Source organism: Achromobacter sp. MYb9 (assembly GCF_002975275.1).
Classification (GTDB): Bacteria; Pseudomonadota; Gammaproteobacteria; order Burkholderiales; family Burkholderiaceae_B; genus Achromobacter.
In genome coordinates this window covers 18,424-43,405 of sequence record NZ_PCOQ01000022.1, presented here as the reverse complement: position 1 = coordinate 43,405, position 24,982 = coordinate 18,424, and the positions used below count along the sequence as shown (strand labels likewise).

22 protein-coding genes are annotated in these 24,982 nt (G+C 65.1%); 8 read left to right on the top strand and 14 right to left on the bottom strand.

Annotated elements, in window-relative coordinates; all coding sequences use genetic code 11:
* Positions 1 to 2 precede the first annotated feature (2 nt).
* Complete coding sequence (gene argS / locus CQ050_RS24340) at positions 3 to 1,688, bottom strand: arginine--tRNA ligase (protein ID WP_105559382.1); 1,686 nt, start codon at positions 1,686 to 1,688, stop codon at positions 3 to 5.
* Positions 1,689 to 1,991: 303 nt separating this feature from the next.
* Here argS and CQ050_RS24335 point away from each other — a divergent pair, with 303 nt between their 5' ends.
* Together CQ050_RS24335 and CQ050_RS24330 are read left to right on the top strand one after the other, a co-directional pair.
* On the top strand, positions 1,992 to 2,330 hold the full coding sequence (locus CQ050_RS24335; RefSeq protein ID WP_105559381.1) for a DUF1840 domain-containing protein: 339 nt from the start codon (positions 1,992 to 1,994) through the stop codon (positions 2,328 to 2,330).
* 78 nt (positions 2,331 to 2,408) lie between these two features.
* The gene (locus tag CQ050_RS24330) at positions 2,409 to 2,726 is read left to right on the top strand and encodes a hypothetical protein (protein WP_054420998.1); all 318 of its coding nucleotides are present in this window, start codon (positions 2,409 to 2,411) and stop codon (positions 2,724 to 2,726) included.
* 83 nt (positions 2,727 to 2,809) lie between these two features.
* Here the strand turns inward: CQ050_RS24330 and CQ050_RS24325 are convergent, their stop codons facing one another.
* The 6 genes from CQ050_RS24325 to CQ050_RS24300 all read right to left on the bottom strand — a co-directional run bounded on the left by CQ050_RS24325 (position 2,810) and on the right by CQ050_RS24300 (position 8,887).
* Complete coding sequence (locus CQ050_RS24325) at positions 2,810 to 3,610, bottom strand: carbohydrate ABC transporter permease (protein ID WP_105559380.1); 801 nt, start codon at positions 3,608 to 3,610, stop codon at positions 2,810 to 2,812.
* Entirely contained in the window at positions 3,607 to 4,482 is an 876-nt protein-coding gene (locus tag CQ050_RS24320) for a carbohydrate ABC transporter permease (protein ID WP_105559379.1), read from the bottom strand. Before CQ050_RS24320 ends, CQ050_RS24325 begins: the two co-directional genes overlap by 4 nt.
* A gap of 13 nt (positions 4,483 to 4,495) precedes the next feature.
* Positions 4,496 to 5,791 carry an ABC transporter substrate-binding protein gene (locus CQ050_RS24315; RefSeq protein ID WP_105559378.1) on the bottom strand — a complete coding sequence of 432 codons (1,296 nt, stop codon included), beginning with the start codon at positions 5,789 to 5,791 and terminating at the stop codon, positions 4,496 to 4,498.
* Between the two features lie 62 nt (positions 5,792 to 5,853).
* The gene (locus CQ050_RS24310) at positions 5,854 to 6,909 is read right to left on the bottom strand and encodes an ABC transporter ATP-binding protein (RefSeq protein WP_105559377.1); all 1,056 of its coding nucleotides are present in this window, start codon (positions 6,907 to 6,909) and stop codon (positions 5,854 to 5,856) included.
* A gap of 136 nt (positions 6,910 to 7,045) precedes the next feature.
* Complete coding sequence (locus CQ050_RS24305) at positions 7,046 to 7,843, bottom strand: phosphodiesterase (protein ID WP_105559376.1); 798 nt, start codon at positions 7,841 to 7,843, stop codon at positions 7,046 to 7,048.
* 30 nt (positions 7,844 to 7,873) lie between these two features.
* Positions 7,874 to 8,887 carry a LacI family DNA-binding transcriptional regulator gene (locus CQ050_RS24300; protein WP_105559375.1) on the bottom strand — a complete coding sequence of 338 codons (1,014 nt, stop codon included), beginning with the start codon at positions 8,885 to 8,887 and terminating at the stop codon, positions 7,874 to 7,876.
* A gap of 322 nt (positions 8,888 to 9,209) precedes the next feature.
* Here CQ050_RS24300 and CQ050_RS24295 point away from each other — a divergent pair, with 322 nt between their 5' ends.
* On the top strand, positions 9,210 to 10,538 hold the full coding sequence (locus tag CQ050_RS24295) for an amidase (protein WP_105559374.1): 1,329 nt from the start codon (positions 9,210 to 9,212) through the stop codon (positions 10,536 to 10,538).
* 133 nt (positions 10,539 to 10,671) lie between these two features.
* Here CQ050_RS24295 and leuA read toward each other — a convergent pair whose 3' ends face one another.
* The 3 genes from leuA to CQ050_RS24280 form a co-directional block, all read right to left on the bottom strand.
* On the bottom strand, positions 10,672 to 12,384 hold the full coding sequence (gene leuA, locus CQ050_RS24290; RefSeq protein ID WP_105559373.1) for a 2-isopropylmalate synthase: 1,713 nt from the start codon (positions 12,382 to 12,384) through the stop codon (positions 10,672 to 10,674).
* A 394-nt stretch (positions 12,385 to 12,778) separates the two neighbouring features.
* Positions 12,779 to 13,756, bottom strand: a complete 978-nt coding sequence (locus tag CQ050_RS24285) for a tripartite tricarboxylate transporter substrate binding protein (RefSeq protein ID WP_105559372.1) — start codon at positions 13,754 to 13,756, stop codon at positions 12,779 to 12,781.
* A gap of 181 nt (positions 13,757 to 13,937) precedes the next feature.
* On the bottom strand, positions 13,938 to 14,594 hold the full coding sequence (locus CQ050_RS24280) for a hypothetical protein (protein ID WP_105559371.1): 657 nt from the start codon (positions 14,592 to 14,594) through the stop codon (positions 13,938 to 13,940).
* Here CQ050_RS24280 and rpoN point away from each other — a divergent pair.
* From rpoN to bfr, 4 genes are all read left to right on the top strand, one after another.
* Positions 14,593 to 16,038 (top strand): RNA polymerase factor sigma-54, encoded by a 1,446-nt coding sequence (rpoN, locus tag CQ050_RS24275; RefSeq protein ID WP_105559370.1) that lies wholly within the window; start codon positions 14,593 to 14,595, stop codon positions 16,036 to 16,038. The two genes, CQ050_RS24280 and rpoN, sit on opposite strands and share 2 nt — an antisense overlap.
* A 122-nt stretch (positions 16,039 to 16,160) precedes the next feature.
* Positions 16,161 to 16,442 carry a bacterioferritin-associated ferredoxin gene (locus CQ050_RS24270; RefSeq protein WP_105559369.1) on the top strand — a complete coding sequence of 94 codons (282 nt, stop codon included), beginning with the start codon at positions 16,161 to 16,163 and terminating at the stop codon, positions 16,440 to 16,442.
* Positions 16,443 to 16,644: 202 nt separating this feature from the next.
* The gene (locus tag CQ050_RS24265; protein WP_105559368.1) at positions 16,645 to 17,559 is read left to right on the top strand and encodes a DMT family transporter; all 915 of its coding nucleotides are present in this window, start codon (positions 16,645 to 16,647) and stop codon (positions 17,557 to 17,559) included.
* Positions 17,560 to 17,935: 376 nt separating this feature from the next.
* Positions 17,936 to 18,412, top strand: coding sequence for a bacterioferritin (gene bfr / locus CQ050_RS24260; protein ID WP_006216785.1), 477 nt, complete (start codon positions 17,936 to 17,938; stop codon positions 18,410 to 18,412).
* 88 nt (positions 18,413 to 18,500) lie between these two features.
* On the opposite strand, the gene CQ050_RS24255 is transcribed toward bfr, so the two are convergent.
* From CQ050_RS24255 to CQ050_RS24240, 4 genes are all read right to left on the bottom strand, one after another.
* Positions 18,501 to 19,187 (bottom strand): hypothetical protein, encoded by a 687-nt coding sequence (locus tag CQ050_RS24255; protein WP_199196918.1) that lies wholly within the window; start codon positions 19,185 to 19,187, stop codon positions 18,501 to 18,503.
* Between the two features lie 24 nt (positions 19,188 to 19,211).
* Positions 19,212 to 20,819: a peptide chain release factor 3 gene (locus tag CQ050_RS24250; protein ID WP_105559366.1), complete on the bottom strand. Its 1,608-nt coding sequence runs from the start codon at positions 20,817 to 20,819 to the stop codon at positions 19,212 to 19,214.
* A gap of 109 nt (positions 20,820 to 20,928) precedes the next feature.
* Positions 20,929 to 21,558, bottom strand: coding sequence for a LysE family translocator (locus CQ050_RS24245; RefSeq protein ID WP_105559365.1), 630 nt, complete (start codon positions 21,556 to 21,558; stop codon positions 20,929 to 20,931).
* Between the two features lie 59 nt (positions 21,559 to 21,617).
* Positions 21,618 to 23,153 carry a DEAD/DEAH box helicase gene (locus CQ050_RS24240; protein WP_199196917.1) on the bottom strand — a complete coding sequence of 512 codons (1,536 nt, stop codon included), beginning with the start codon at positions 23,151 to 23,153 and terminating at the stop codon, positions 21,618 to 21,620.
* A 305-nt stretch (positions 23,154 to 23,458) separates the two neighbouring features.
* Here CQ050_RS24240 and CQ050_RS24235 point away from each other — a divergent pair, with 305 nt between their 5' ends.
* Complete coding sequence (locus CQ050_RS24235) at positions 23,459 to 24,931, top strand: YdgA family protein (RefSeq protein ID WP_105559363.1); 1,473 nt, start codon at positions 23,459 to 23,461, stop codon at positions 24,929 to 24,931.
* Positions 24,932 to 24,982 lie beyond the last annotated feature (51 nt).

The following is a 24,982-nucleotide window of genomic DNA, read 5'->3' as shown; positions in this document are numbered from 1 at the left end:
TGTTACATCCGCTCGGGGGCGGAAACGCCCAGCAGCTCCAGGCCGTTGGCCAGCACCTGGCGCGTCGTGGCGGCCAGGCGCAGGCGGGCCAATTTAAGGGCCACGTCGTCGATCAGCACGCGTTCGGCGGCGTACCAGGCGTGGAAATCCGAGGCGCAGTCGCGCAGCCAGAAAGCGATGTGGTGCGGCGACAGGTCCTGGGCGGCCAGGGCCACCACGTGAGGGAATTCGGCCAGGCGCTGCATCAGCGCGAATTCGGTCGGCGCGGTCAGCAGGGAGGCATCGGCGGCGGCCACGTCGGCGGCCGGCATGCCGGCGTTGTTGATCATCGTGCAGATGCGCGCGTGGGCGTACTGGATGTAATAGACGGGGTTCTCGTCGCTCTTGGACAGCGCCAGGTCCACGTCGAATACGAATTCGGTGTCGGCGCGGCGCTGGATCAGAAAGTAGCGCACCGCGTCGCGGCCCACCCAGTCGATCAGGTCGCGCATGGTCACGTAGCTGCCGGCACGCTTGGAGATCTTGACCTCTTCGCCGCCGCGCATCACCTTGACCATCTTGTGCAGCACGTAGGACGGGTAGTCCTTCGGGATGCCCTCTTCCAGCGCTTGCAGGCCGGCGCGCACGCGGGCCACGGTGCCGTGGTGGTCGCTGCCCTGGATGTTCACGGCGCGGTGGAAGCCGCGTTCCCATTTGGCCTTGTGGTAAGCCACGTCCGGCACGAAGTAGGTGTAGCCGCCTTCGCTCTTTCTCATGACGCGGTCTTTGTCGTCGCCCGTGCCAAGTTCGGTGGTGCGCAGCCACAGCGCGCCGCCTTCTTCATAGGTGTGGCCGCCGGCGACCAGTGCCTTGACGGTGGCCTCGACGCGGCCCGACGTGTACAGCGAGCTTTCCAGGTAGTAGTTGTCGAACTTCAGGCCGAACGCCTGCAAGTCCAGGTCTTGTTCGCGGCGCAGGTAGGCCACGGCGAAGGCGCGGATGTCGTCCAGGCTGTCGATGTTGCCGGTGGCGGTAACGGGCTGGCCGTCCGACGCCTGCAGGGTCTTGCCGGCCTGGAAGTCGCGCGCGATGTCGACGATGTAGTCGCCCTTGTAGCCGTCGGCCGGCCATTCGGGGGAGTCGGTCGTCAGGCCACGGGCGCGGGCCTGCACGCTGATGGCCAGGTTTTCGATCTGGTTGCCGGCGTCGTTGTAATAGAACTCGCGGGTCACGTCCCAGCCGCTGGCGTCGTACAGGCGGCACAGGGCGTCGCCCAGGGCGGCCTGGCGGGCATGGCCCACGTGCAGCGGGCCGGTCGGGTTGGCGGAAACGAATTCAACCAGGATTTTCTCGCCGCTGCGGGGCGCGCGGCCAAAGCTTGCGCCCTGCTCGGCCACGGTGCCGATGACGGCTTGGCGGGCGGCGGCGGTGACGCGCAGGTTGATGAAACCCGGGCCGGCGATCTCAGCGCTTTCGACCAGGTCGCGCGCGGCCGGCGCGGCCAGCAACGCGTCCACGATGGCCTGGGCCAGTTCACGCGGGTTGCGGCCGGCGGGCTTGGCCAACTGCATGGCCACGTTGGTGGCGACGTCGCCGTGGGCGGCGACCTTGGGGCGCTCCAGCAGCACATTGGCCTGGGCGTCGGGAAGGCTCTGCGCAACGGCGGCCTGAATCAGGGAGATAAGCTGTTTTTGTTGCTCGGGGAGCATGGGCGTCTGGAGAAGTTCTGGGTGAGCGGCCAAGGCGAAGAACTGGCGGACGGCGTCCGGCCTGGCAAGGCCACGGGAATCCCCTGAATGATAGTTGATTTGGCGGCCGAACCGGCGCCCAAGGGGCTGGAAACCGTCCGGCAAGCGTTCAGCCGGGCGGCGGAACTGTCAATAAAATCAAACTGATAGCCGCGTCATCCCTGGGCGGGGCGCCCGGTACACGGAACGGCGCCGGGTGCCCAGTTGGCATCCCCCGGGCGTTGCGGTAGTGTATGTAACGCATTCAATGAAGGAGACTGCAACATGCTGATTACCTTTCACTCCAAGGTCGTGGCCGAGGTCCTGATGCTGTCCGACCACGCGACAGGCATCTTGCAAGCGGCCGGCAAGTCCATCGGAGACAAGATTCCGGAACGCGGCGTATTCACCGTCGAGCAGTTGGGACCGGCCATCAGTGGTATCGAAAACGCGATCGCAAACGCCGAGCATCCCGAAGAGGAAGAGGACGAGGACAAGGCGCCCCGCTCGCCGATGGCCCGCGTGGTGGGCCTGAAGGAACGCGCCTATCCTTTGCTGGACATGATGCGGCAATCTAAGGCCGCCGGCGTCGAGGTCACCTGGGAAGCGTCGCGCGGCTGGTAGGCAATGTCGCCGGGCGGACATTCCCGCCGGCGTTTTTTGCCTACCCTTCTCGCCTGACGCCCATTCAAGGAATTTTCCATGCGCAGCGACATCACGATAGTTTTCGACCCCCGGCGTTCGCTGGACCTGACGGCCACGGTGGAAACCTCCCCGCAACGCCAAGCGCAAGCGCGCGACTGGTTCGACGGCGCCTGGGAAACCCTGGGCTGCGAACCCTTGCGCCCCAGCGGCAAGGTGCTGCTGCTGGACAAGGTGTTGGGCGTGGCGGACGCCTTGGGTTACGACACCCTGTCCACCGACGAGAAGGAAGCCCGCGAATTCGCCGAGAACCTGGCGCTGGCGCTGGAGCGTCCGCGCATCACGGTCGACCTGCCCGGCCTGACGGTGGGCTACTGACACCGCCTGGCGCTGCCCGGGCATGCGAAGGCCCCGCCATGGCGGGGCCTTTTCCATGAGGCCAGGCAAATGCCGGCCGCGCGTTACCGGATGCCGGCCCGCATGAACGATTGCACGAACTGGCGCTGGAACAGCAGGAAGGCGATCAGCAGCGGCGCGGCCGACATGAGCGTCGCGGCCGTGATGACGGACCAGTCGATGCCCTGGTCGGTCGACGAGAACACCTGCAAGCCCACCGTCAACGGACGGGACTCGACCGAATTGGTGATGATCAACGGCCACAGGAAGTTGTTCCAGTGGTGGCTGACCGACACCAGGCCATAGGCCACGTAGATCGGCTTGGCCAGCGGCACATACACTTTCCACAGGATCTGCATGGCGTTGGCGCCTTCCATGCGCGCCGCTTCCTCCAACTCCCGCGGCACGGTCTTGAACGTCTGGCGCAGCAGGAAGATGCCGAAGGCCGATGCGAAATACGGCAGGCCGATCGCGAACACCGTGTCGCGGATGCCCAATTGGCTCATCGACCGGTAGTTCTCCACCAGCAACACGTCCGGCATGATCATCAGCTGCAGCAGCACCAGCATGAAGACGAAGTCCCGGCCGCGGAACTCGAAGCGCGCGAATGCGTAGCCCGCCAGCGTCGACAGCACCAGTTGCGCCGCCAGCACCATCGTGACCAGCAGGAAGGTGTTCAGGAAGTAGCGCGGAAACGGCGCGGCCTGCCAGGCCCGCGCGAAGTTGTCCAGCGTCAGCGGGGCGAACAGGTCGAAGCGGGTTGCATAGGCCGGCGGGTGGAACGCCGCCCACATGGCGTATGCCAGCGGCAGGATCCACAGGAGGCCAAGCGCCCAGGCGCCCAGGGTATCTAGCTTGTCTTTCATTGATAGTGCGTCCTGCGGTCCAGCCAGCGGAACTTGATCAGCGCGGTCAGCGCCAGCACCACCAGCAACACGACGGTCAGCGTGGCGGCGTAAGCCGTGTCCCAGAAACTGAAACCCACCTGGTAGATGTAATACAGCAGCAAGGTGCTGGCATTGTCGGGCCCGCCGCGCGTCATGACGACTACGTGGTCCACCAGCCGGAACGCGTTGATCAGCGCGTTGATCAGCACGAAAAGCGTGGTCGGCATCAGCAGCGGCCACAGGATGCGGCGGAAGTACTGCCAGCGCGACGCCCCTTCCAGCATGGCGGCTTCGCGCAGCGACGGCGACACGGTCTGCAGGGCGGCCAGGTAGAAGATCATGAAGAAGCCGGATTCTTTCCACACCGTCACCAGCATCAACGCCGGCAACGCCGTGTCGCGGCTGCCCAGCCAGTTGGGGCCGGGGGAACCGAACCAGCCCATCACCTGGGCGATCAGCCCGTACTGCGGCGTGTAGAAGAACAGCCAGATGTTGGCCACCGCCACCATCGGCAGCACCGTCGGCGTGAAATACGCCATGCGCAGAAAGCCGCGGCCGCGCAGATTGCGGTTTACCCACAGCGCCATGATCAGCGCAATGCCGATGGACGTGGGGATCGTGCCCAGCGCAAACCACAGGTTGTTCCATAGCGACTGCCAGAACACCGGATCGTCACGCATGACGGCATAGTTCTCCAGGCCCACGAAGCGCGCCGGACGCGCGCCCTTGGGCGTGGAAAAGAAGCTGTGCCAAAGCGTCGCCAGCGCCGGGTAATGCGTGAACGCGGCGAGCAGCACGATGGCTGGCAGCAACAGCAGCCAGCCATAAAGCGCATGTAAAGAGCGGCTCATCGTGCTTGTCGGTTTATTTATAGGAACGCAGGATGCGGTCGGCCTCGCGTTGCGCATCGGTCAGCGCCTGCTGCGGCGTCTTCGAACCCGTCAACGCCGCTTGCAGCGCGTCGTTCAAGGTCTTGGTGACGCGCTGGTTTTCATGCGTGGAGAATTCCGCCACGCTGACTTCCAGCTGGTCGCGCGCGACCGCTGCGGCCGGCACTTCCTGCGCATACTTTTTCATCTTCTCGGTCTGCCAGGCGGCCGGCGTGACCGCGACATAGCCCGTGGCGATGCTCCAGTCGGCGGCGCGTTCCGGCGTCGTCACCCATTGCGCGAACTTCAGCGCGGCCTGCTGCTGCGCCGGCGTGCCGCTCTTGAAGATATAGAAGTTGCCGCCGCCCGTCGGGCTGCCGCCGCGCTTTTGCTGCGGCATCATGGCCACGCCGAACGGGAAGTCGGCGTTCTTGCGGATGTTGGTCAGGTTGCCCGTGGTGGTCCAGACCATCGCCGCCTTCTTCTCCAGGAAGTCCTTCGGCGTGGTGCCCCAGTCGATCGTGCCGGTCGGCATGATCTTGTGCTTGGCCGACAGGTCGCGCCAGAACTGGGCGGCTTCCACCACGGCGGGCTTGTCCAGGTAAACCTCGTTGCCAGCCTCGTTCATCAGGATCGCGCCGTTGGGCGTGGTCAGGGCCTGGAACAGCCAGTACGCGAACGCACCGCCCGACGGGATCTCGATGCCCCACTGCGTGGTGTTGCCCGAGGCGTCCTGCTTGGTCAGTTTCTTGCCGTACTCGACCAGTTCGGCCCAGGTGCCCGGCGCGCGCTCGGGATCCAGGCCGGCCGCCTTGAACAGGTCCTTGTTGTAGTACATGACGATGGTCGAACGCTGGAACGGCACGCCCCAGGTGTGGCCGCCCGTGCGGCTGTTCTGCATGAAGGCGTCGTAGAAGCTGCCCAGCCACTTCTTGTCGGCATCGCTTTTCGCCAGCGAATCAATCGAGACGATGGCGTCTTCGTCGATCAGCGTGAACATGTCGGTGGACAGCAGCACGGCCAGCTGCGGCGGCGTGCCGCCCTTAAGCGCCGTCAGCGCCTTGGCGATCGAGTCCTGGTACGAACCGGCGTAGATCGGCTTGATCTTGATGTCGGGATTTTCCTTCTGAAAATCCGCGACCATGTCATCGACGATCTTCGTGATGGGGCCGCCGACCGCCACCGGGTAATAGAACTCGACTTCGACGGGTTTGTTCTGCGCCTGCACAGGCAGCGAGAGGCAGGCGGCGGCCAGGCTGGCGGCCAGGGTCTTCAGTACGATGCGTCGCATGGGGGTTTCCTTTTCTGTGTAATGGGCAGCAAGCCGAAGGCGCGGCGTGGGGGCCACTTTTCTTAGCGCCCGACGGTGTTGATCACCGCCGAATCGGCGGCAAAGAAATGCTGTTGCCCGTCCTGCCAGGACAGGTTCAGGGCCTCGCCGGCGCGGGCGCGCAAATGGCCGCCCACTCGCACGGCCACGCCGCTGGTGTCGCCGACCCGGCACACCACGATGGAATCCGCGCCGAAGTACTCAACGCTTTCGACGATGGCCGGAATGCCGGCGCTGTCGATGCGGATGTGTTCCGGACGCACGCCCAGCTTGATGGCGCCGGCCGGCGCGTTCGCGATCACAGGCCCTTGGGTGCCGGCGATGACGGCGGTGCCGTTGGCGGCGGCAAGCCCGATCAGATTCATGGGCGGCGTGCCGATGAAGCGCGCCGCGAATTCGCTGGCCGGGCGCGCGTACAGGCCGTCAGGCGTGTCGTGTTGTTCGATCTGGCCCCCGCGCAAAAGCACTACCTGGTCGGCCATGCTCATGGCTTCGGTCTGGTCGTGCGTGACGTAGACCATCGTGATGCCCAGGTCTTGCTGCAAGGCGCGGATCTCGCGGCGCATTTCGTGGCGCAACTGCGCGTCCAGGTTGGACAGCGGCTCGTCCATCAGGCACACCGGCGCTTCGGAGATCACCGCGCGTCCCAGCGCCACGCGCTGCTGCTGTCCGCCCGACAATTGCGAAGGCTTGCGGTCCAGCAGATGGCCCAGGCCCAGCAGGGAGGCCACGCGTTGCAGGCGCCGCTCGAAGTCGCGCGCCGGTTCCTTGCGCACGCGCAGCCCGAACAGGATGTTCTCGCGCACCGACAGGTGCGGAAACAGCGCATACGACTGGAACACCATCGAGATGCGGCGCTTGGCGGGCGGCAGCCCGGTCACGTCGCGGTCGCCGATGCGGATCGTGCCCGATGTGGGCGTGTCCAGTCCGGCGATCATGCGCAGAGTGGTCGACTTGCCGCAGCCCGACGGGCCCAGCAGCACCGTGAAGCTGCCTGCCGGCACGGTAAAGCTCACGCCATGGATCGCGGCGGCGCCGCCATACTGTTTGGTGAGGTTATCCAGAACGATGGATGACATGCTGTCTCGACGATCTAATAGTTAGATCCGCATTGTTGCCTGTTATGAAAACCTTTTCATTGTGCAGCGCAAACATGACGGATTCGTGGCATTGCCCGGGGCGGTCTAGCCCCGGCCTACGGGTCAGGCAAACGACTCAGGCAAAAGGGTAAGGCCCGGGGTAGTCCCCGATGACGGCGTGGTGCGTGACCAGGTTCTTGCCCTGCCACCAATGCAGCTGGTAGCCCGGCGGTTCCATGATGTATTGCAGGGTCGGGCGCGGTCCCAGTTCCAGCGCCAACTGGTGCGCGGTGCCGGGGCAGGTGGATGCGATCGTGCCGCCGAAACGCTGGAAGATGGTGCGGTGCAAATGGCCGCACAGCACGCGTTCCACGTTCGGAAACCGCGACACGATGCGTTCCAGTTCCGGCGCACCGGCCAGCAGACCGATGGCGTCCATGTGTTCGATGCCGGTCAGGAATGGCGGGTGGTGCATCAACACCAGCGTGGGCCGGCCAGGCTGTTCGGCCAACTGCGCAGCCAGCCAGTCCAGGCGGTCCTGGCACAGTTCGCCATGGCTCTTCATCGGCACTACCGTGTCCAGCGCCAGCATGCGCAGGGGGTAGGTCTCGATCGCGTACTGAATGAACGGGCCGTCGCCTTGCAGGTACCCGTGGTCGGGAAAGGCGGCGCGCAATTGCGCGCGGTCGTCGTGGTTGCCGGGCAAGAGGAAGTACGGGATTTCCAGCGCCCGCAGGTGGTCGCGCAGTGCCTGGTATTCGTGCGGACGGCCCAGGTCGGTCAGGTCGCCCGTGATCAGCACGCAGTCGGGACGCGGCGTCAGGGCGTTCAGCGCGCGCACGGCCGGGCCCAGGAACGCCGCCGGATCAATAATGCCGTAGGCCTTGTCGCCCGGGGTGCGCATGTGCAGGTCGGTGATTTGTGCGATGAGCATGATGCGGATCAGGAGTCAGGGTGGGAAGGGTCAGCGGCGCACGGATGCCGCCGTGCCGCCGACCACGATGCAATGCGGCAGGCGGTTCGACTGCGGCGGCTGGCCATGGATCTGCGCCAGCAAGTTCGAGCAGGCTGTCTGGCCGATGCCGTCGCTGGGTTGAGCAACCGTCGTCAGCGGCGGCGTCAGCAAGGCGCCGAAACGCATGCCGTCAAAGCCGCATACCGAGATGTCGGCGGGCACGGACAGGCCCAGCGCCACCAGATCGGCAATGACGGCGGTGGCCAGCAGGTCGTTGGAGCAGAACAGCGCGGTAGGCGCTTGCTTGCCGCGCAACGCGCTTTTCAGCGCGTCGGCGTCGCTGCCGGTGTGGGAACTCATGGCGATATGCTGCACCGCTTCCAAGCCCAGTTTTTTGGCGCAGGCGCGCGCACCTGCCAGGCGGCGTCGCGCGCGGTCCGATGCGGTCAGCGGGCCCGTCACCAGTGCAATGCGGCGATGGCCCAGCGCGGCCAGGTGCGCGACCATGTCGCTGGCGGCGGCGCGGTTGTCGACCGATGCGAACGGGTGCGTGCCCGATTCGTTGTAGACCAGCACGTACGGCATGCCGGCGCTGTCCAGATCGTCCAGCGTGGCGCTTTTGTTCACGTCCGCCACCGTCAGGATAAGCCCGTCGACCTGATGGTCCATCAGCCCCTGCACCGCCGCGGATTCCACCGCGGGGTCGTAGCCGGTGGCGGTCAGCATGACGCTATAGCCGGATTCGCGGGCGCGGCGTTCCGCGCCTTCGAAGCACTCGGCGAACACGGGGTTCGATAGCGTGGGCAGAATCAGCCCGATGGTGCGGGTGCTGCCCGAACGCAGGCTGCGGCCCACGCGGTTTGGTCGGAAGCCGGCTCGCTTGGCCACGTTTCGAATGTGCGCCAGCGTGTCGGGATGAACGATGTCCGGCTGGTTGAACGCGCGCGAAACCGTTGCCGGGGACACCCCGGCCTTGCGGGCCACTTCAATAATCGAAAAGCGGGGCGACGGGCGCGTTGCCATATCTTTATTGCTGTCGGTTTACTGAAAACGATTTCATCTTACAAGACAAATATGACCTTTGTATTGCACGGGTTTGCGCTATGCTGGTAACGACGCAACAACAGAAAGCCATGGCGCGGCGCAGTCGGTTTACTCGGGAAAACACGGTGTTTTTGGTGTTTTTCCCAATTGACGCGGCGCGCACAATGGCTGGGATCGGTCCGCTGGAACACTGTGGCAAATATGCCGCGGGGCCGGCAAGGGCAGACCCTCGGTCAAGGGGACCGGGTGCGGAGTTCAGCTGTCTTGCGTGATGCGAGACACCGGTAAAGAGGAAAGGAACATGTCTACTGCCTTAAACAGACTTGGCGCGCTTGAAGCCGCGCACAAGCTGCAACGGCGCGAATTAACCGCGGTGCAATTGGTGCGGGCGTGCTTCGCCCGCATCGAGCAACGCGAGAACACCATCCACGCCTGGACGGCGCTGCAGAAACAGGCAGCCCTGGACCATGCGGCCGTGCTGGACGGCGGCGCGCTGCGCGGCCCGCTGCACGGCCTGCCCATCGGCGTCAAAGACCTGTTCGACACGTTCGACTTGCCCACCCGCTACGGTTCGCCCATCTACGAACGCCACCGTCCCGGCCTGGACGCCGCCTCCGTCGCGTTGTGCCGCGGCGCGGGCGCGGTCGTGGTCGGCAAGACCGTCACGACCGAATTCGCCACCTATCAGGCGGGCCCCACGCGCAACCCGCGCAACGAAGCCTACACGCCGGGCGGCTCGTCCAGCGGCTCAGCCGCCGCGGTGGCCGACGACATGGTGCCTTTCGCGCTGGGTTCGCAGACGGCGGGCTCGATCATCCGGCCCGCGTCGTACTGCGGCATCGTGGGTTTCAAACCCACGTTCGGCGCGGTGCCGCGCGCGGGCGTGAAAAGCCTGGCCGAATCGCTGGATACCGTCGGCGGCTTCGCGCGGTCGGTGCCGGACGTGGCGTTGTTTGCGTCGGTCATGATGCGCGACCCTCGCATGCTGAACCTGGCCTATGAAGGCAAGCCGCGCATCGGCATGTGCCGCACGCTGCAGTGGCGCCACGCGCAGGCCGAAACCAAGGAAGCCTTCGCCCAAGCCGCCGCCACGTTGTCGCGCGCGGGCGCCGTGGTCCAAGAGGTGCCGCTGCCGTCGCAGGATTGCATGCTGGTGCAGTTGCACGCGGACATCATGGCGTACGAGGCCTCGCAGTCGCTTGCCTACGAACGCCTGGAACACGCCAGCCAGCTCAGCCCCAAGATCCAGGCGGTGCTGGAAGCCGGCTCGCAGATCACGGCCGAGGAACATATCAGGAATCTGGCCCGTGCCGAGGAATCGCGCGCCCGCGTGAACGGCTGGTTCCAGGATTTCGACGTGCTGCTGGCGCCCAGTGCCGCGGGCGAAGCGCCCTTCGCCGACCTGGGCACGGGCGACCCGCAGTTTTCGCGCGCCTGGACCCTGTTCGGTTTGCCGTGCCTGAACCTGCCTTTCGCGACCGGCCCGCAAGGCCTGCCCGTGGGGCTGCAGGTGGTCGGGCAACGCTACGACGACCACCGCACGCTGGCGGTGGCCGCCTGGGTGCACGAGCGCCTGCTGGCCGCCAACGCGCCCGATATTGGCGCGTCGGACATGTGGCCTCGCGGCTGAAAACAGAAAGCCCACCAGGTACGGTGGGCTTTTTTTTTGGCCGGGCCACGCGGAAAAGCGGTGTGTCTTCCGGGGCGCGCAAGCCCATGTTTCGGGCTTGCGGCGGGCGCTTCAAGTCATGCCGGCATGCGGATCACGCGGCCTCGGCGGCTTCCTGCTCGGCCGCCGTCACGGCGCCCGCGTTGATGTGGCGGTTGACGGCGCTCAGCACGGCCTGGAACGAGGCCGTCACGATGTCGCGGTCGATGCCCACGCCGAAGCCCGTGCTGGATTCGCCCACGCGCAATTCCACATACGAGGCGGCGCGCGTGTCGGTGCCGGTGCCGATGGCGTGCTCGTGGTAGTCCATGATGCGCACGGGCACGTCCAGCGCGGCCACGAAGGCCGAGATGGCGCCGTCGCCCTTGCCCGTCACGATGCGGCGTTCGCCGTTGTATTCGAGTTCGGCTTCGATGCTGAAGTGCTGGCCTTCGCCGGCCGACGGATTGCCGTCGATGCGGTGGCGGATCAGCTTCCACGGGGCCTTCTGTTCAAGGTACTCGCGGTTGAAGATGGTGTGCACGTCGTCGGCGGTGACTTCGCGGCCGGTCTCGTCCGTCACGCGCTGGATGGCGCGGCTGAATTCGATCTGCAAGCGGCGCGGCAAGACCAGGCCGTGTTCCTGCTCAAGCAGGTACGACACGCCGCCCTTGCCTGATTGGCTGTTCACGCGGATCACGGCGTCGTAGCTGCGGCCGAGGTCGGCGGGGTCGATGGGCAAGTAAGGCACTTCCCAGACTGCGTCCGGCTGTTGCAGCGCGAGGCCCTTCTTGATGGCGTCCTGGTGTGAACCCGAGAACGCGGTGAAGACCAGGTCGCCGGCATACGGATGGCGCGGGTGCACCGGCAACTGGTTGCAGTATTCGGCGCAGCGGCGCACTTCGTCGATGTCCGAGAAGTCCAGCCCCGGGTGCACGCCTTGCGTGTAGAGGTTCAGGGCAAGCGTGACGAGGTCGACGTTGCCGGTGCGTTCGCCGCTGCCGAACAGGCACCCTTCGATGCGGTCGGCGCCGGCCATCACGGCGAATTCGGCGGCGGCAACAGCGGTGCCGCGGTCATTATGCGGGTGCACGCTCAGCACGATGCTGTCGCGGCGCGCCAGGTTCTTGTGCATCCACTCGATCTGGTCGGCGTACAGGTTGGGGCTGGTGGCCTCGATCGTGGCGGGCAGGTTCAGCACCATCTTGTGGTCGGGCGTCGGTTGCCAGACGTCGGCCACGGCATCCGAGACTTCCAGCGCGAATTCGGGTTCAGTCGTGCTGAACACTTCGGGCGAGTACTCGTAGCTCCACTTGGTTTCCGGACGCTGCGCGGTGTATTGCTTGATCAGGCGCGTGCCGGTCGTGGCGATGGTCTTGATCTCGTCCTTGGACATGTTGAACACGACCTTGCGGAAGGCCGGCGCACACGCGTTGTACATGTGGACGATGGCTTGCTTGGCGCCCGCCGCAGCTTCCACGGTGCGGCTGATCAGGTCTTCGCGCGACTGGGTCAGCACGATGATGGTCACGTCATCCGGGATGCGCTTTTCGTCGATGAGCTTGCGGACGAAGTCGAAATCGGTCTGCGAGGCCGACGGGAAGCCCACTTCGATTTCCTTGAAGCCGATCTTCACGAGCTGTTCGAAGAAGCGGACCTTGCGCTCGACGCTCATCGGCTCGATCAACGCCTGGTTGCCGTCGCGCAAGTCCGTGCTCATCCAGATCGGCGCCTTGGTGATGCGGCGGCTGGGCCAGGTGCGTTCGGAGAAGTCGCGGGTAAAGGGCGCGAAGGGGACGTATTTGGTAGCGGGGTTGGCAAGCATCATGACTACACCTTGATCGGTTTCTTTTGAATCCCGGGAGCACTACTCTCGGCGGCATTTGTGACCGGATGACGGTCTGGTGCCAGGGTTTGCCGTGATTGACCGGCAGGATTCACAAATAAAAGGGGGAAATCGCGTGTGGCAAGCGTGGCTGCCGAGCTACCACGGGGACACTAGGCCCGGCAACCGATCGGTAGGTATAGCGATAGCGCGGCAAACGAGGAGGAGCGAGCGCGCAGGCCGGCGACCGGAGCGGCGGAGCGTCCGGTGGCAATCGCGAGGGAGGTGCGGTGTGCGGCCATAGGTTGCTAGTCAAACATACTTTGCGCTGGAGCGCAAACGAAAAAGTCCTGGAAAACGGGGGGCGGATGGCCCCGACGTGTGCTTCATCGCAGATTCACTGGGTTTGCATGTGGCCGTTTTTCACGACTTTGCCCAGACGTTCGCGCTCGCTGGCCGCGAATTCCACGAAGCTGGCGCGCGAGCCGCCGCCCGGTTCGATGCTGCTCTGGCTCAACGCGTCCTTCACTTCTTTGGACTGCAGGGATTTCTCGACCGCCGCGTTCATCTTGTCCAGTACCTCGGCCGGCGTGCCGGCAGGCGCGAACAAGCCGGCCCAGTGGCCGATGCGGACCGTGGGAAAGCCGGCTTCCGCGGTGGTGGGGATGTCCGGCGCGCTGGCCATGCGCTTGTCCCACGTCGTGGCCAGCGCTTTCAGCTTGCCGCTCTGGATCAGCGGCAGCGTCACGATGCTGGCTTCGGAGGTGGCGTCGACCTGGTTGCCGATCACGGCAGTCACGCCTTCCGAGCCGCTTTTGTAGGCGATCGGCTCGATCGGCAGACCCGTGGCTTCTTTCACCATTTCCGCCACGAAATGCGGCGTGCTGCCGTTGCCAGCGGTCGAGAACGTGATGCGGTCGGTCTTCGCCTGTTTGGCGCGCTGGACGAAGTCCTTCAAGTCCTTGGCCGGATTGGAGGGGTTGGCCACGATGACGGACGGCGTGATCGACAGCAACGCGACGGGCGTCAGCGCTTCGTCCTTGTAGGGCTGGTCCGCGCGGATCAGGCTGTTGGTGACGGTGCCGTTGCTGCCGACCAGATAGGTGTAGCCGTCCGCCTCGCTGCGCGCCACATGGGCGGCGCCCACGACGCCGCCCGCGCCGGGACGATTTTCGACGATGACCGTCTGGTGCAGGGTCGCGCCCACCGCTTTCGCGATGATGCGCGCGACCAGATCGTTGGCGCCGCCCGCGCTGAAAGGGGCGACGAACGTGATGGGTTTATCGGGCCAGGCGGCCAGCGCCGGCGCGGCGACGAAGGCGGCCGAACAGGCCACCAGCAAGCCGGTGGCGTAGCGGACGGGGATGCGAAACATGGGTACGGCTCCAGGGGCTGGCCGCGCATCCGGCAGGTCTCGGCTGCCGGTAGCGTTTTATTTGTGTGCGCGGCTGCGGTTGCGCGAGCCTGGAGGGGCAGTATAGGGCGGCCCGGCTGGCAGGCGACTGAAACAAACAGGCCGCCCGTGGGCGGCCTGGAATCAGGAAAGTGCGTGGCGTTTAGCGGGTGGGACCGATCCGGGGCTCGACGTAGCGGTCGCCACGGGTTTCGCCGCGGACGTCGGCGCGCGGCGCGGCCAGGGGTTCCCGGCGGCCGTCATCGCGCGGATCGCGGTTGGGGCGGGTGGCGGAGCCTTCCAGGATTTGCGCCTGTTCGGCCACCATGGCGATCTTGCCGATGCGATTGTGGCGAATTTCAGACAATGCGCGACGCAGATCGCCAACCGTGAAGGGTTCTTGGCGGTCGCCCCAGGTCCAGCGCAGCACGCCCAGCGATTCCTCGGACAGGTTCGGCGCCAGATCGGCCAGCACGTCGGTGCCGACCGGCGTGGCCGCGCCCGAAGCCAGGCTGGCCGAGAACCAGGCCTTGACCGAGAAAAAGACGATCAGCGACCAGATGCCGGTCACGACCCACCAGATGTACGGGTTGACCTTCTGCACCATGTCCATGGTCGGCTGGCCCAGGGAATGCAGGAAGTCGTAGTTCATGCGTTTGCCGAAGTCGAGTATCCAGGAGGCAACCAGATACCAGAGGACGACGGCGACAGCGATGACTATCGCGCGCACAACGAGTCGGGGAAGCGCCAATTTGAGCAGGGTTTGGCCGATAAGTCGGCTGTCCTGGCGAACGCTTGCGGGCGAAGTCAGATTCATCATGCAAAATATTGTACCTATGACCCGCCCAATTTTAGAACTGCGACCTGGTCAGCATCTGACGCTGACCCCACAGCTACAACAATCGATACGATTGTTGCAGTTGTCTACGCTCGACCTTGAGGCCGAGATCTCGCAAGTGCTCGCGGACAATCCGCTGCTGGAGCGTGAAGACGATACCCCCGCGGCGGAGGCGCAGGCCGAATCCGAGCGCGAATCGTCCGTGCAGGACGACGAGCCCGCCGCGGAGCGTGAGACGCCGGTGGATGAAATGCCCGGTTCGGGCGGGGTCTATTCCGATGACGATTCCGGCCCGCCCGAGACGGCGCGGCCGGACACCTTGCGTGAACACCTGCTGGGGCAGTTGATGCTGACGCGCGCGGCGCCCCGCGACGTCGTGCTGGCGACACTGCTGATCGACGAGCTGGACGAAAACGGCTACCTGGGATCGCCGCTGGAAGAGATTCTGGGCTGGCTGCCCGCCGATACCGAGCCCGATATCGACGAACTGCGCGCGGCGCTGTCGTTGTTGCAATCTTTCGACCCGCCCGGTATCGGCGGGCGCGACATGGCCGAATGCCTGGTGTTGCAATTGCGCAACCCCGACCTGACCCGCCTGCCGGAAGCGGCCGATCCCGCCGTCCTGGCGTGCGCCCGCCAGATCTGTACGCAGCACCTGCCCTTGTTGGCTACCGGCAACGCCGCGCGCCTCTGTGCGGCGGTGGGCTGCGACGACGCGACCTTCCGAGCCGCCCACTCCCTTATCTTGCGGTTGGAGCCGCGCCCCGGGCGCGCCTGGACGGTGCCGGCCGCCGACTACGCGGTGCCCGACGTCATCGTGCGCAAGACGCGGCGCGGGTGGCAGGTCACGCTCAACAGCGCCGCCGTGCCGCGCCTGCAGATCAACGGGTTGTATGCGCAAATGCTGGGCAACCAGAAGGAATCCGCCCACGCCGGCCTGCAATCCCAGTTGCAGCAGGCCAAATGGATGATCCGCAACGTCGAACAACGCTTCGACACCATCCTGCGGGTGTCCCAGGCCATCGTCGAGCGCCAGACCGCGTTTTTCAGCCAGGGGCCCGCCGCCATGCGGCCGCTGATCCTGAAGGACATCGCGGGCGAGCTCGGCTTGCACGAATCGACCATTTCACGCGCTACAACGCAGAAGTACATGCTCACTCCGTTTGGCACGCTGGAGCTCAAGCGCTTCTTCGGCGCGGGCGTATCCACCGATGGCGGTGACGCCACGTCGGCCACGGCGGTGCAGACCTTCATCCGCCAGATGGTCGCGGATGAGAACCGCGCCAAGCCGTTGTCCGACAGCCAGATCATGCAAAAACTGGCCGATCAGGGGATAGTGATTGCCCGCCGGACGGTGGCAAAGTACCGCGAAGCGCTGCGGATAGCCCCCGCGACGCTGCGCAAGGCGCAAGCCTCGGCGCGCTGAAATAAGGGACGAATCTTTAAGAATTCGTCCTTTGTTTCAAGGGCTTGCGCGACAAGAGTCCGTTGCAAATTTATTGTGCAAGGGGCTTGTCATCCGGTTGATAATTTTCGATAATCATTCGCATGTACATTTGCGTATGTAATGCCATCACCGAACGCCAAGTCCGCGCCAGCGTGGACGGGGGCGCGACGACGCTGTCCGACCTGCAATTCGAGCTGGGCGTAGCCACGTGCTGCGGCTGCTGTGCGGCAACCGCCGCCGAATACCTGCCGGGCGGCCGCTGCTCCAGCGTATGCGACGTCCGTTCCATCGCCGTTCCGGTCAATGCGCCAGCCGCGCTGGTGGAGTCGGGTGCCGCTGCCAACCACAGCAGCTTCCCCATCCCGCTGGTCGCCGCAGGTTAAGCATTAGCCGTCTTTCCCGGCTCGCTGCCGTTCTGCAGCGGGCCGCGTCGTTTTCTTCCCGCAATCCCCCCCTGTTTGACCGAATTCCCCGGCCCGCGGCGCCACCCGCTGGCGCCGGATGACGGGTTGCGCCCGGCGGACGGGGCGCGCAGAATGCCTGCTCCACGCGGCATGCGTGGCGTCCCGCTCTCATGGAACCCCGATGAAGGCCACCTCGCCCGCCGTTTCCGCCACCCCGACCGCCAACGGCGCGCCGGGGATCAGCTGGGTGCCTATAGCCGCCTTCTGCTTTCTATGGAGTTCGGCCTTCGCGGCGGCCAAGATCGCGGTGCGGGACTGTCCACCGTTGACGCTGTTGACGATCCGATTTTTGATCGCCGGCGCGTTGATGCTTGGAATTGCCGCAGCCGGCCGCCAGGGGAAATGGCCCAGCCGCCGCGACCTCGCGTCGCTGATCCTGCTGGGTGTGTTGAACAACGCGCTGTACCTTGGCTTGAGCTGGACGGGGATGACCACGGTGTCGTCCGCGTTTACCGCCGTGCTGATCAGCACCAACCCCTTGCTGATCGGCGTGTTGGCCGGGCCGGTGCTGGGCGAGCGTCTCTCGTGGCGCAAGCTGGCGGGGCTGTGCCTGGGACTGGCTGGCGTGGCGCTGGTGCTGAGGTCGCGGTTGAGCGGCATGCAGGAAGACATCCACGGCACCTTGCTGGTGACGGGCGGCCTGGTGGCGCTGGTGGCGGGCACCTTGCTCTACAAACTCTTGAAACCGACGGCGGGGCTGTGGGCATCGACGGGTATCCAGTCGCTGGCCGGCGCCGTCGCCCTGCTGCCGTTCGCGCTGATGAGCGAGAGCCTGGGCGATGCACGCCTGACCGCCAGCCTGGCATGGAGCATGGCCTACATGATCGTCGCCGTGTCGATGGGTGGCTACTACCTGTGGTTCATGATCCTTGGCCGCGCCAGCGCCACGTCGGCCAGCGCGCTGCACTTCCTGATGCCGCCCTTGGGCTTGTTGTTCGGATGGCTCGTGTTGCGCGAACCGGTGTCATGGCTGGATCTGCTGGGCATCGTTCCCATCGCCTTCGGCATCTGGTTGACCACGCGCAAAGCCGTCTGAGCCATGCACGGCCACCATCGCGTTTCGGGTTGCCGATATGCAACGTTGCGCCGCGGCCGGATTCCAGGCCGGTTTTGACCGGCCGTTGATGCCTGCCGGCGCGGGTTGCGCGCCGATATAACGACAGATCTGCCCGCACCGCTTGCGTACAGGCCGCATAACGCTTGTCTTGCGCCTGCAAGCCATCAAGTACGCATACTCATTCTCATTGGCTTGTCGCTTTCTTGTAGCGGTTCTAAAGCGGTTTACCAAATGCAGCGCAAGGCTAGGCGCGGCCCTCCGGCTGATGGTAGTCTGCCGGGGTTGCGTACGCGCGGCATCGTGCGCTCCTTTGTCGCGATGCATTTGCGTCGCGCCTGACTGCAAGGAGTCCATTATGAAAGGCGACAAAACCGTCATCCAGTTCCTGAACAAGCAACTGACTAACGAACTGACGGCCATCAACCAATATTTTCTGCATGCCCGCATGCTGAACCATTGGGGCTTCGACAAGCTGGGCAAGCACGAGTACGAAGAATCCATCGGTGAAATGAAGCACGCTGATCGCCTGATCGCGCGCATCTTCATGCTGGACGGCCTGCCCAACCTGCAAGACCTGCATAAGCTGCTGATCGGTGAAGACGTGCCCGAACTGCTGGCCTGTGACCTGAAGCTCGAACAGGCGGCGCATGCCACCGTCGTGGAAGCCATCGCCTATTGCGAATCGGTGCGCGACTACGTCTCGCGCGATCTGTTCCAGGACATCCTGGACGACACCGAAGAGCACATCGACTACCTGGAAACGCAGATCGACCTGATCGACAAGGTCGGCATTCAGAACTACCTGCAAAGCCAGATGTCCGTGCCCGAATAAACGTTCCGGCCAAAGCAATGGCGCCCCTCGGGGCGCCATTTTTTTTGGCCGCGTAGCGTGCGCAGCGTGGGGGCCTTGGTTCTTTTTTTTATTGCGGGCGGGCCGGGCATTCGGCCATCGTGCCCCATGCGCGGTTCGGGCCGCAGTACTTGTTGCGAGCGGCCCACGAGCACGACGGGCGGTCGAAGAAGCCTTGCGAGGCGCATTGCGCCAGTTCGCGCTTGAGGGCGTCTTGCCAGCCGGGCGCGCCGGGGCTGAGCGCCGTATTGGGCGGCGGCGGGGGCGCCTGCACCATTTGCGGGGTGCCGTAGCCGCCGGCCTGCGCCTGGCCGCCATTGATGGCGGTGGACGTGCCGGGCACCTGCAGGTCAAGCGTGCTGACATCGGACGTGCCCGACGGCAGCGGCACTTCAGAGGACGCTGCGATTTCGCGGGCTTGTTCCGGCGTGATGCGTTCGCGCGAGAGCTTCACGGCGGGATCGCTGACGGTGTCGAACAGTGACACCGTATTGACCTGCCATTCGCGGTCGGCGGGCTTGTCGGGAACGCCGAGCGTGCCGTCGATGCGGGGTTGAGGAGGCTGCGCCACGTACGGACGCCCATTGGCGTCCAGGACAGGTTGCTGCGAAGCCGCGGCGTCCTGCCCAGGAGCCGGTGCGGCGGGCGGCGCATGCGCCACCAGCCAGTCACCCAATTGAATTCCGCCCCAGGCCGACGCGCCAAGCGCGATCAGGAGCGTTGCGAATAATAAACGCCAAGACATTGCTACCCTCATCTGCCGTGCGGGACCCGAACGGGTCTACGCCTTGTCCCCGAATACCTTGCCGCCGTGTTCGCGCATTGCATGGAATTTCACTTCGGGATACAGATCCTCGGCTACGCGCAACTGCGCAGGGGAACTGATCAAAAACGCCGCCGCATCGACCACATCATAGGCGATATGAGCCGCATTGGCATCCATGAACTTGCGCAACGCCTTGGGGTTTTCAGACGTAATCCAACGTGCCATTGTGTAGCGCGAAGGCAGCATCCGGGCGTCCGCGCCGTACTCGGTCTTGAGTCGGTGGGCGACCACTTCGAACTGCAGCTGGCCGATCGCGCCCAGCAGCAGCGAGCCACCTGCGGCTTCGGGACGGAACACCTGGATGGCGCCTTCTTCGCCCAGTTGGGTCAGGCCGGTGCGCAGTTGCTTGGTGCGCAGCGGATCCTTCACTTCGACCGCCTGGAAGAGTTCGGGGGCGAAGAACGGCAGCCCCGTGAATTGCAGCGTTTCGCCTTCGGTCAGCACGTCGCCCAATTGCAGCACGCCGTGGTTCGGGATCCCGATCACGTCGCCGGCATAGGCCTCGTCCAGCAGCTCGCGCCGCTGGGACAGGAAAGACACCACGTTATTGGGCCGCATTTCCTTGTTGGTGCGGGCCACCTTCAGGCGCATGCCGCGCTCGAAGCGGCCCGAGCTGACGCGCACGAAAGCGACGCGGTCGCGGTGCGCCGGGTCCATGTTGGCCTGCACCTTGAATACCACGCCGGTGAACTTGGGCTCTTCGGGCAGCACTTCGCGTTGCAGCGCCATGCGGGGGCCCGGGGGCGGCGCGTGGTCGACCAGCGCGTCCAGCACTTCCTGCACGCCGAAGTTGTTGATGGCCGAGCCGAAGAACACGGGGGTCTGCTTGCCGGCCAGGAATTGTTCGCGGTCGAAGGCGGGTGCCGCTTCGTTGATGAGCTCGATCTCGCCGCTGGCCTGCTCGAACGCCGAGCCGTAACGACGGGCGATTTCGGGGTTGGCCAGGCCTTCGATGACGTCATCGTTGTCCGAACGGCGTTCCTGGCCCGGACGGAACACGCGCATGCGGTCGCGGCGGATATCGAACACGCCGCCGAACACCTTGCCCATGCCGACCGGCCATGAGAACGGCACGGCGTCCATGCCCAGGTGGCCTTCGATTTCCGACAGCAGTTCCAGCGGCTCGCGCACTTCGCGGTCCATCTTGTTGATGAACGTGATGATGGGCGTGTTGCGCGCGCGGCAGACCTGCAGCAGGCGGATGGTTTGCGGTTCGACGCCGTTGGCGGCGTCGATCACCATCAGCGCGGCATCCACCGCCGTCAGCACCCGGTAGGTATCTTCGGAGAAGTCCTGGTGGCCCGGGGTGTCGAGCAGGTTGATGACGCAGTCGCGGTATTCCATCTGCATCACCGAAGATGCCACGGAAATGCCGCGTTGCTTTTCGATTTCCATCCAGTCGGACGAGGCGTGGCGGGATGCTTTGCGCGCCTTGACGCTGCCGGCGATCTGGATCGCGCCTGCGAACAGCAACAGCTTTTCGGTCAGCGTGGTCTTGCCCGCGTCAGGGTGGGAAATGATCGCGAACGTTCGGCGCCGCGCAACTTCTTGAGGGATATTCATGGTCGGGGGATTGTACTTAACGCCGCTTGTTAGGCCGGCGCGGTCCGGCTTCTTGCATGAAAAGCGCGGGGCACGCGCCGTTGCCGGCACGTGCCCCGCGCATGAAGATTCAGGAATGGCGGCGGAACGACGCCAGGAATACGCCGGCCAGGATGAACAACGACCCGAAGGTGCGGTTCATCCAGCGGATGTGCTTGGCGTCGCGCAACAGGCGCAGCACGCGCGCCGCCAGCAGCGTATACACGCCCATGGCGACCAGGTCGGTGAAGGCCAGCGTGCCGGCGAGTGCCGCGTACTGCGGCGTCAGCGCCAGCGCCGGGTCCACGAATTGCGGCACCACGGCCAGCAGGAACACCGTGCCCTTGGGGTTCATGGTGTTGATCAGGAACCCGCGCATGACGAGTTCCCGGATCGACGCCTGCTTGGGATCGCCCGCATCCACCGCGACAGGCGCGGCATCGGTGCGGATCTGGCGCACGCCCAGGTAGATCAGGTAGGCCACGCCCAGGTACTTGACCACATTGAAGGCCATTTCGGACGTAGCCAGCACCGCGCCCAACCCCACGGCCACGACGACAAACTGGAACAGGATGCCCATGATGAGGCCGGCCGTGTTCCAGTAGCCGCGTGCGAAGCCGTACTTCAAGCCAGAGGACATCGCGGAGATCGCGCCCGCCCCGGGTGAGAACGAAATGGCCCAGGAGGCCAGGAAGAACGTCAACCAGGTGGATAAGGGCATGATGGCGCGGGTCCTTGGATCGCAGGATTCGGGGTGTCGGTGATATTACCTGCTTGGTGTTACTTGCCCAGCAACGCCGCGCGCGGGCCGCCTGCGGGGCGCCCCTGAGCCGGGCGGGGAGCAGCCCCTTCCGGACGACGCTGGCTTTGCTGCGGGCGGCTTTCGCCGCGGCCGGCGTGGGCCGGACGGTCAGCAGGCTTGCCGTCGCGCGGGCCGCCATTGGCGCGGCCTTCGCCGCCGGCACGGGCCGGCGCGGGGGCACGGCCGCCAGCAGCGGCGCGGGGCTGGCCTTGCGCGGGGCGCGAACGGCCGGCACCGGCATTGCCGCCACCGTTGCCGCGGCCGGCGTTGCCGCCACGGCCACCGCCGCCATTGCGATTGCCGCCGCGCGGGCTGCGCGCGTCTTCATCGCGTTCCTGGCGTTCGAACGCGGCGGCGCTGGTGGGCGACGGCGTCCAGCCTTCGACGGGTTTGCGCTCGATCGTCTTCTTGATCAGGCGCTCGATGTCCTTCAGCAGCTTGATTTCGCTGTTGTCGACCAGCGAGACCGCGGCGCCGGTGGCGCCAGCGCGCCCCGTGCGGCCGATACGATGCACGTAGTCTTCCGGCACGTTGGGCAGTTCGAAGTTCACGACCTGGGGCAACTGGTCGATGTCCAGGCCGCGGGCAGCGATGTCGGTCGCGACCAGCACGGTCACGGTGCTGTCCTTGAAGCCGGCCAGCGCGCGGGTGCGGGCGGATTGGCTCTTGTTGCCGTGGATCGCGGCGGCGGTCAGGCCGTCCTTGACCAGCTTTTCAGCCAGGCGGTTGGCGCCGTGCTTGGTGCGCGTGAACACCAGCACCTGGTGCCAGCCGCTTTCACGGATGATGTGGCTGATCAGGTCGCGCTTGTGATGCTGTTCCACCATGTGCACCGTCTGGGTGACCAGTTCGGTGGCGGTGTTGCGCGGGGTGACCGAGACTTCGCCCGGGTTGTTCAGGACGCCGCGCGCCAGCGTGCGGATTTCGTCCGAGAACGTGGCCGAGAACAGCAGGTTCTGGCGTTGCTTGGGCAGCAGCGCAAGGATCTTGCGGATGTCGCGGATGAAGCCCATGTCCAGCATGCGGTCGGCTTCGTCCAGCACCAGGATTTCCACGCCCGACAGGTCAACCGTCTTCTGGCCGCAGTGGTCCAGCAGGCGGCCGGGGGTGGCCACCAGGATGTCCAGCGGCTTGCGCAGCGCGGAGATCTGGGGGTTGATATTGACGCCGCCGAACATCACCATGGACGTCAGCGAGGTGTACTTGCCGTAGGTCTGCACCGATTCCGCGACCTGCGCGGTCAATTCGCGCGTCGGGGTCAGGATCAGGCAGCGCGGGCGGCCAGGCTTGCGCAGTTCCGGCTTCTGCTGCATCAGCAGGTGCAGGATCGGCAGCGTGAAGCCGGCGGTCTTGCCGGTGCCGGTCTGTGCGGCGGCCAGCAGGTCGCCGCCTTTCAGCACTTGCGGAATGGCTTGGGCTTGAATGGGGGTGGGTGCGGTGTAGCCGGTATCGGCAATAGCGCGCAACAGGGAATCAGCCAGCCCGAGGTCGGCAAAAGGGGAAGAGGTAGTCAAAACAACTCCAGCGGCAGCCCGTCGCTCAAGTTGAGAGACTCCAATCCAGGCGGACGAATAAGGAGAAAAGGGAAGCGCCCTGATGGGCGAAGCTTGGCAGCGAAGGGCCTAGCGGACGTGTGCAGATTGGCAAAGCACACAAGGCGATTGTAGCTGATGTGGCAGTGCAGCACCGGCGGTTTTTTTACCGGGGCGGTATCACCACGTAACATATTGCATCGCCTATGCACGAAATAAGTGTTTTCCCTAGGCGGCACTCCCTATAATCCGTGCGCTTATATCCATTTGAAGAATAAAGGATCGCTATGAAGAAGTCGGCATTAGTGGGTGTCGTTGTTGTCTTGGGCGCGGTGTGGACCGGCACGGCCTGGTACACGGGCCAGAAGGCCGAGGACTTCGTCAATCAATCGATCACGAACGCCAACGACAGCTTGAAGACGCTGAGCGACAAGTGGGGCATCGGCTCCAAGGTCGAGCTGGTGTCGTTCGAGCGTGGCGTCTTTTCGTCCACCGCGCGCTACCGCGTGAAGTTCACGCTGCCCGCCGCCGACGGCAAGCCGGCCGAAGACCGCGACGTGCTGTTCGTCGAGCACCTGAGCCACGGCCCCCTGCCCCTGTCCAACCTGAAGACCGGCGCCTTCATGCCGGCCATGGTGGCCAGCGACTTCGCATTGGAAGAGACCCCGGCCGTCAAGGAATGGTTCGCCGCCGCCAAGGGCGCCACGCCGTTGACCGGCCACTACAGCGTCAGCTACGCCAAGAACATCACGGGCAAGTTCAACCTGGCGCCGGTGGAAGTGGCCAAGGGCGACACGAACCTGAGCTTCTCGGGCATGACGGGCAACGTTGAATACGCCACGGGCACCGACCATGGCGTGTTCGACCTGAAGACGGACAAGCTGGTGCTGTCCGGCCAATCGGAAAACAGCGACATCGTCAGCATGGCCCTGCAAGGCATCACGCTGACCAGCGACATGACCCCGGCTTCCAACGACATGTACGTGGGCAGCCAGAAGGTGACGTTCAAGGATTGGACGATCACGTCGAAGGAAAAGCCGCCCGTCCAGTTCAAGGACACCACGATTGCCGTGGACGTGACGGAAGCCAATTCGCTGATGGGCGCCAAGATGGCCCTGGACTTCGGCATGATCAACGTGCAGGCCAAGGACATGGCCGGCATGAAGCTGGCCATCGACGTGCAGAAGCTGGACTCCAAGGCGTTCAAGGCGCTGAACGACGTCTACGAAGCCGCTTCGCGCCGCATGATGCAAAGCAAGGGTGAAGAGCAGACGCCGCAGTTCACGCCGGAAGAGCAGCAGATCCTGAAGACCAACGTCGGGCTGTTGCTGGCTGGCAACCCGACCCTGGCGGTGTCGCCGCTGGAAGTCCGCACGGCCAACGGCACGTCCACGTTCAACCTGAACCTGGATCTGACCAAGCCGGCTTCGATGGACGGTGAATTCGCGGATACGCTGACGCAGGCGGTGCGCAAGCTGGACGCCAAGGTGGTGCTGTCCAAGGGCAACCTGAGCGACTTGATGGCCATCGAACCGCAGATGCGCGGCGTGCCGGCCGAGCAAGCCGCCCAGACCGCCAAGGGCCAGGCCGAAATGGTCGGCACCATGGCAGCCGCGATGGGCATGGCCAAGGTCGAGAACAACAACATCGTCTCGTACCTGAACTACGCCGACGGTCAGGTCGACTTCAACGGCAAGAAAATGCCGGTCGAGCAATTCCTGATGATGGTCATGAGCGGCGCGATGGGTGGCGCGCGCTAAGGCGCGGGCACGTCAATCCACGCAACGAAAAAAGCCGCCGCGCCGATGGGC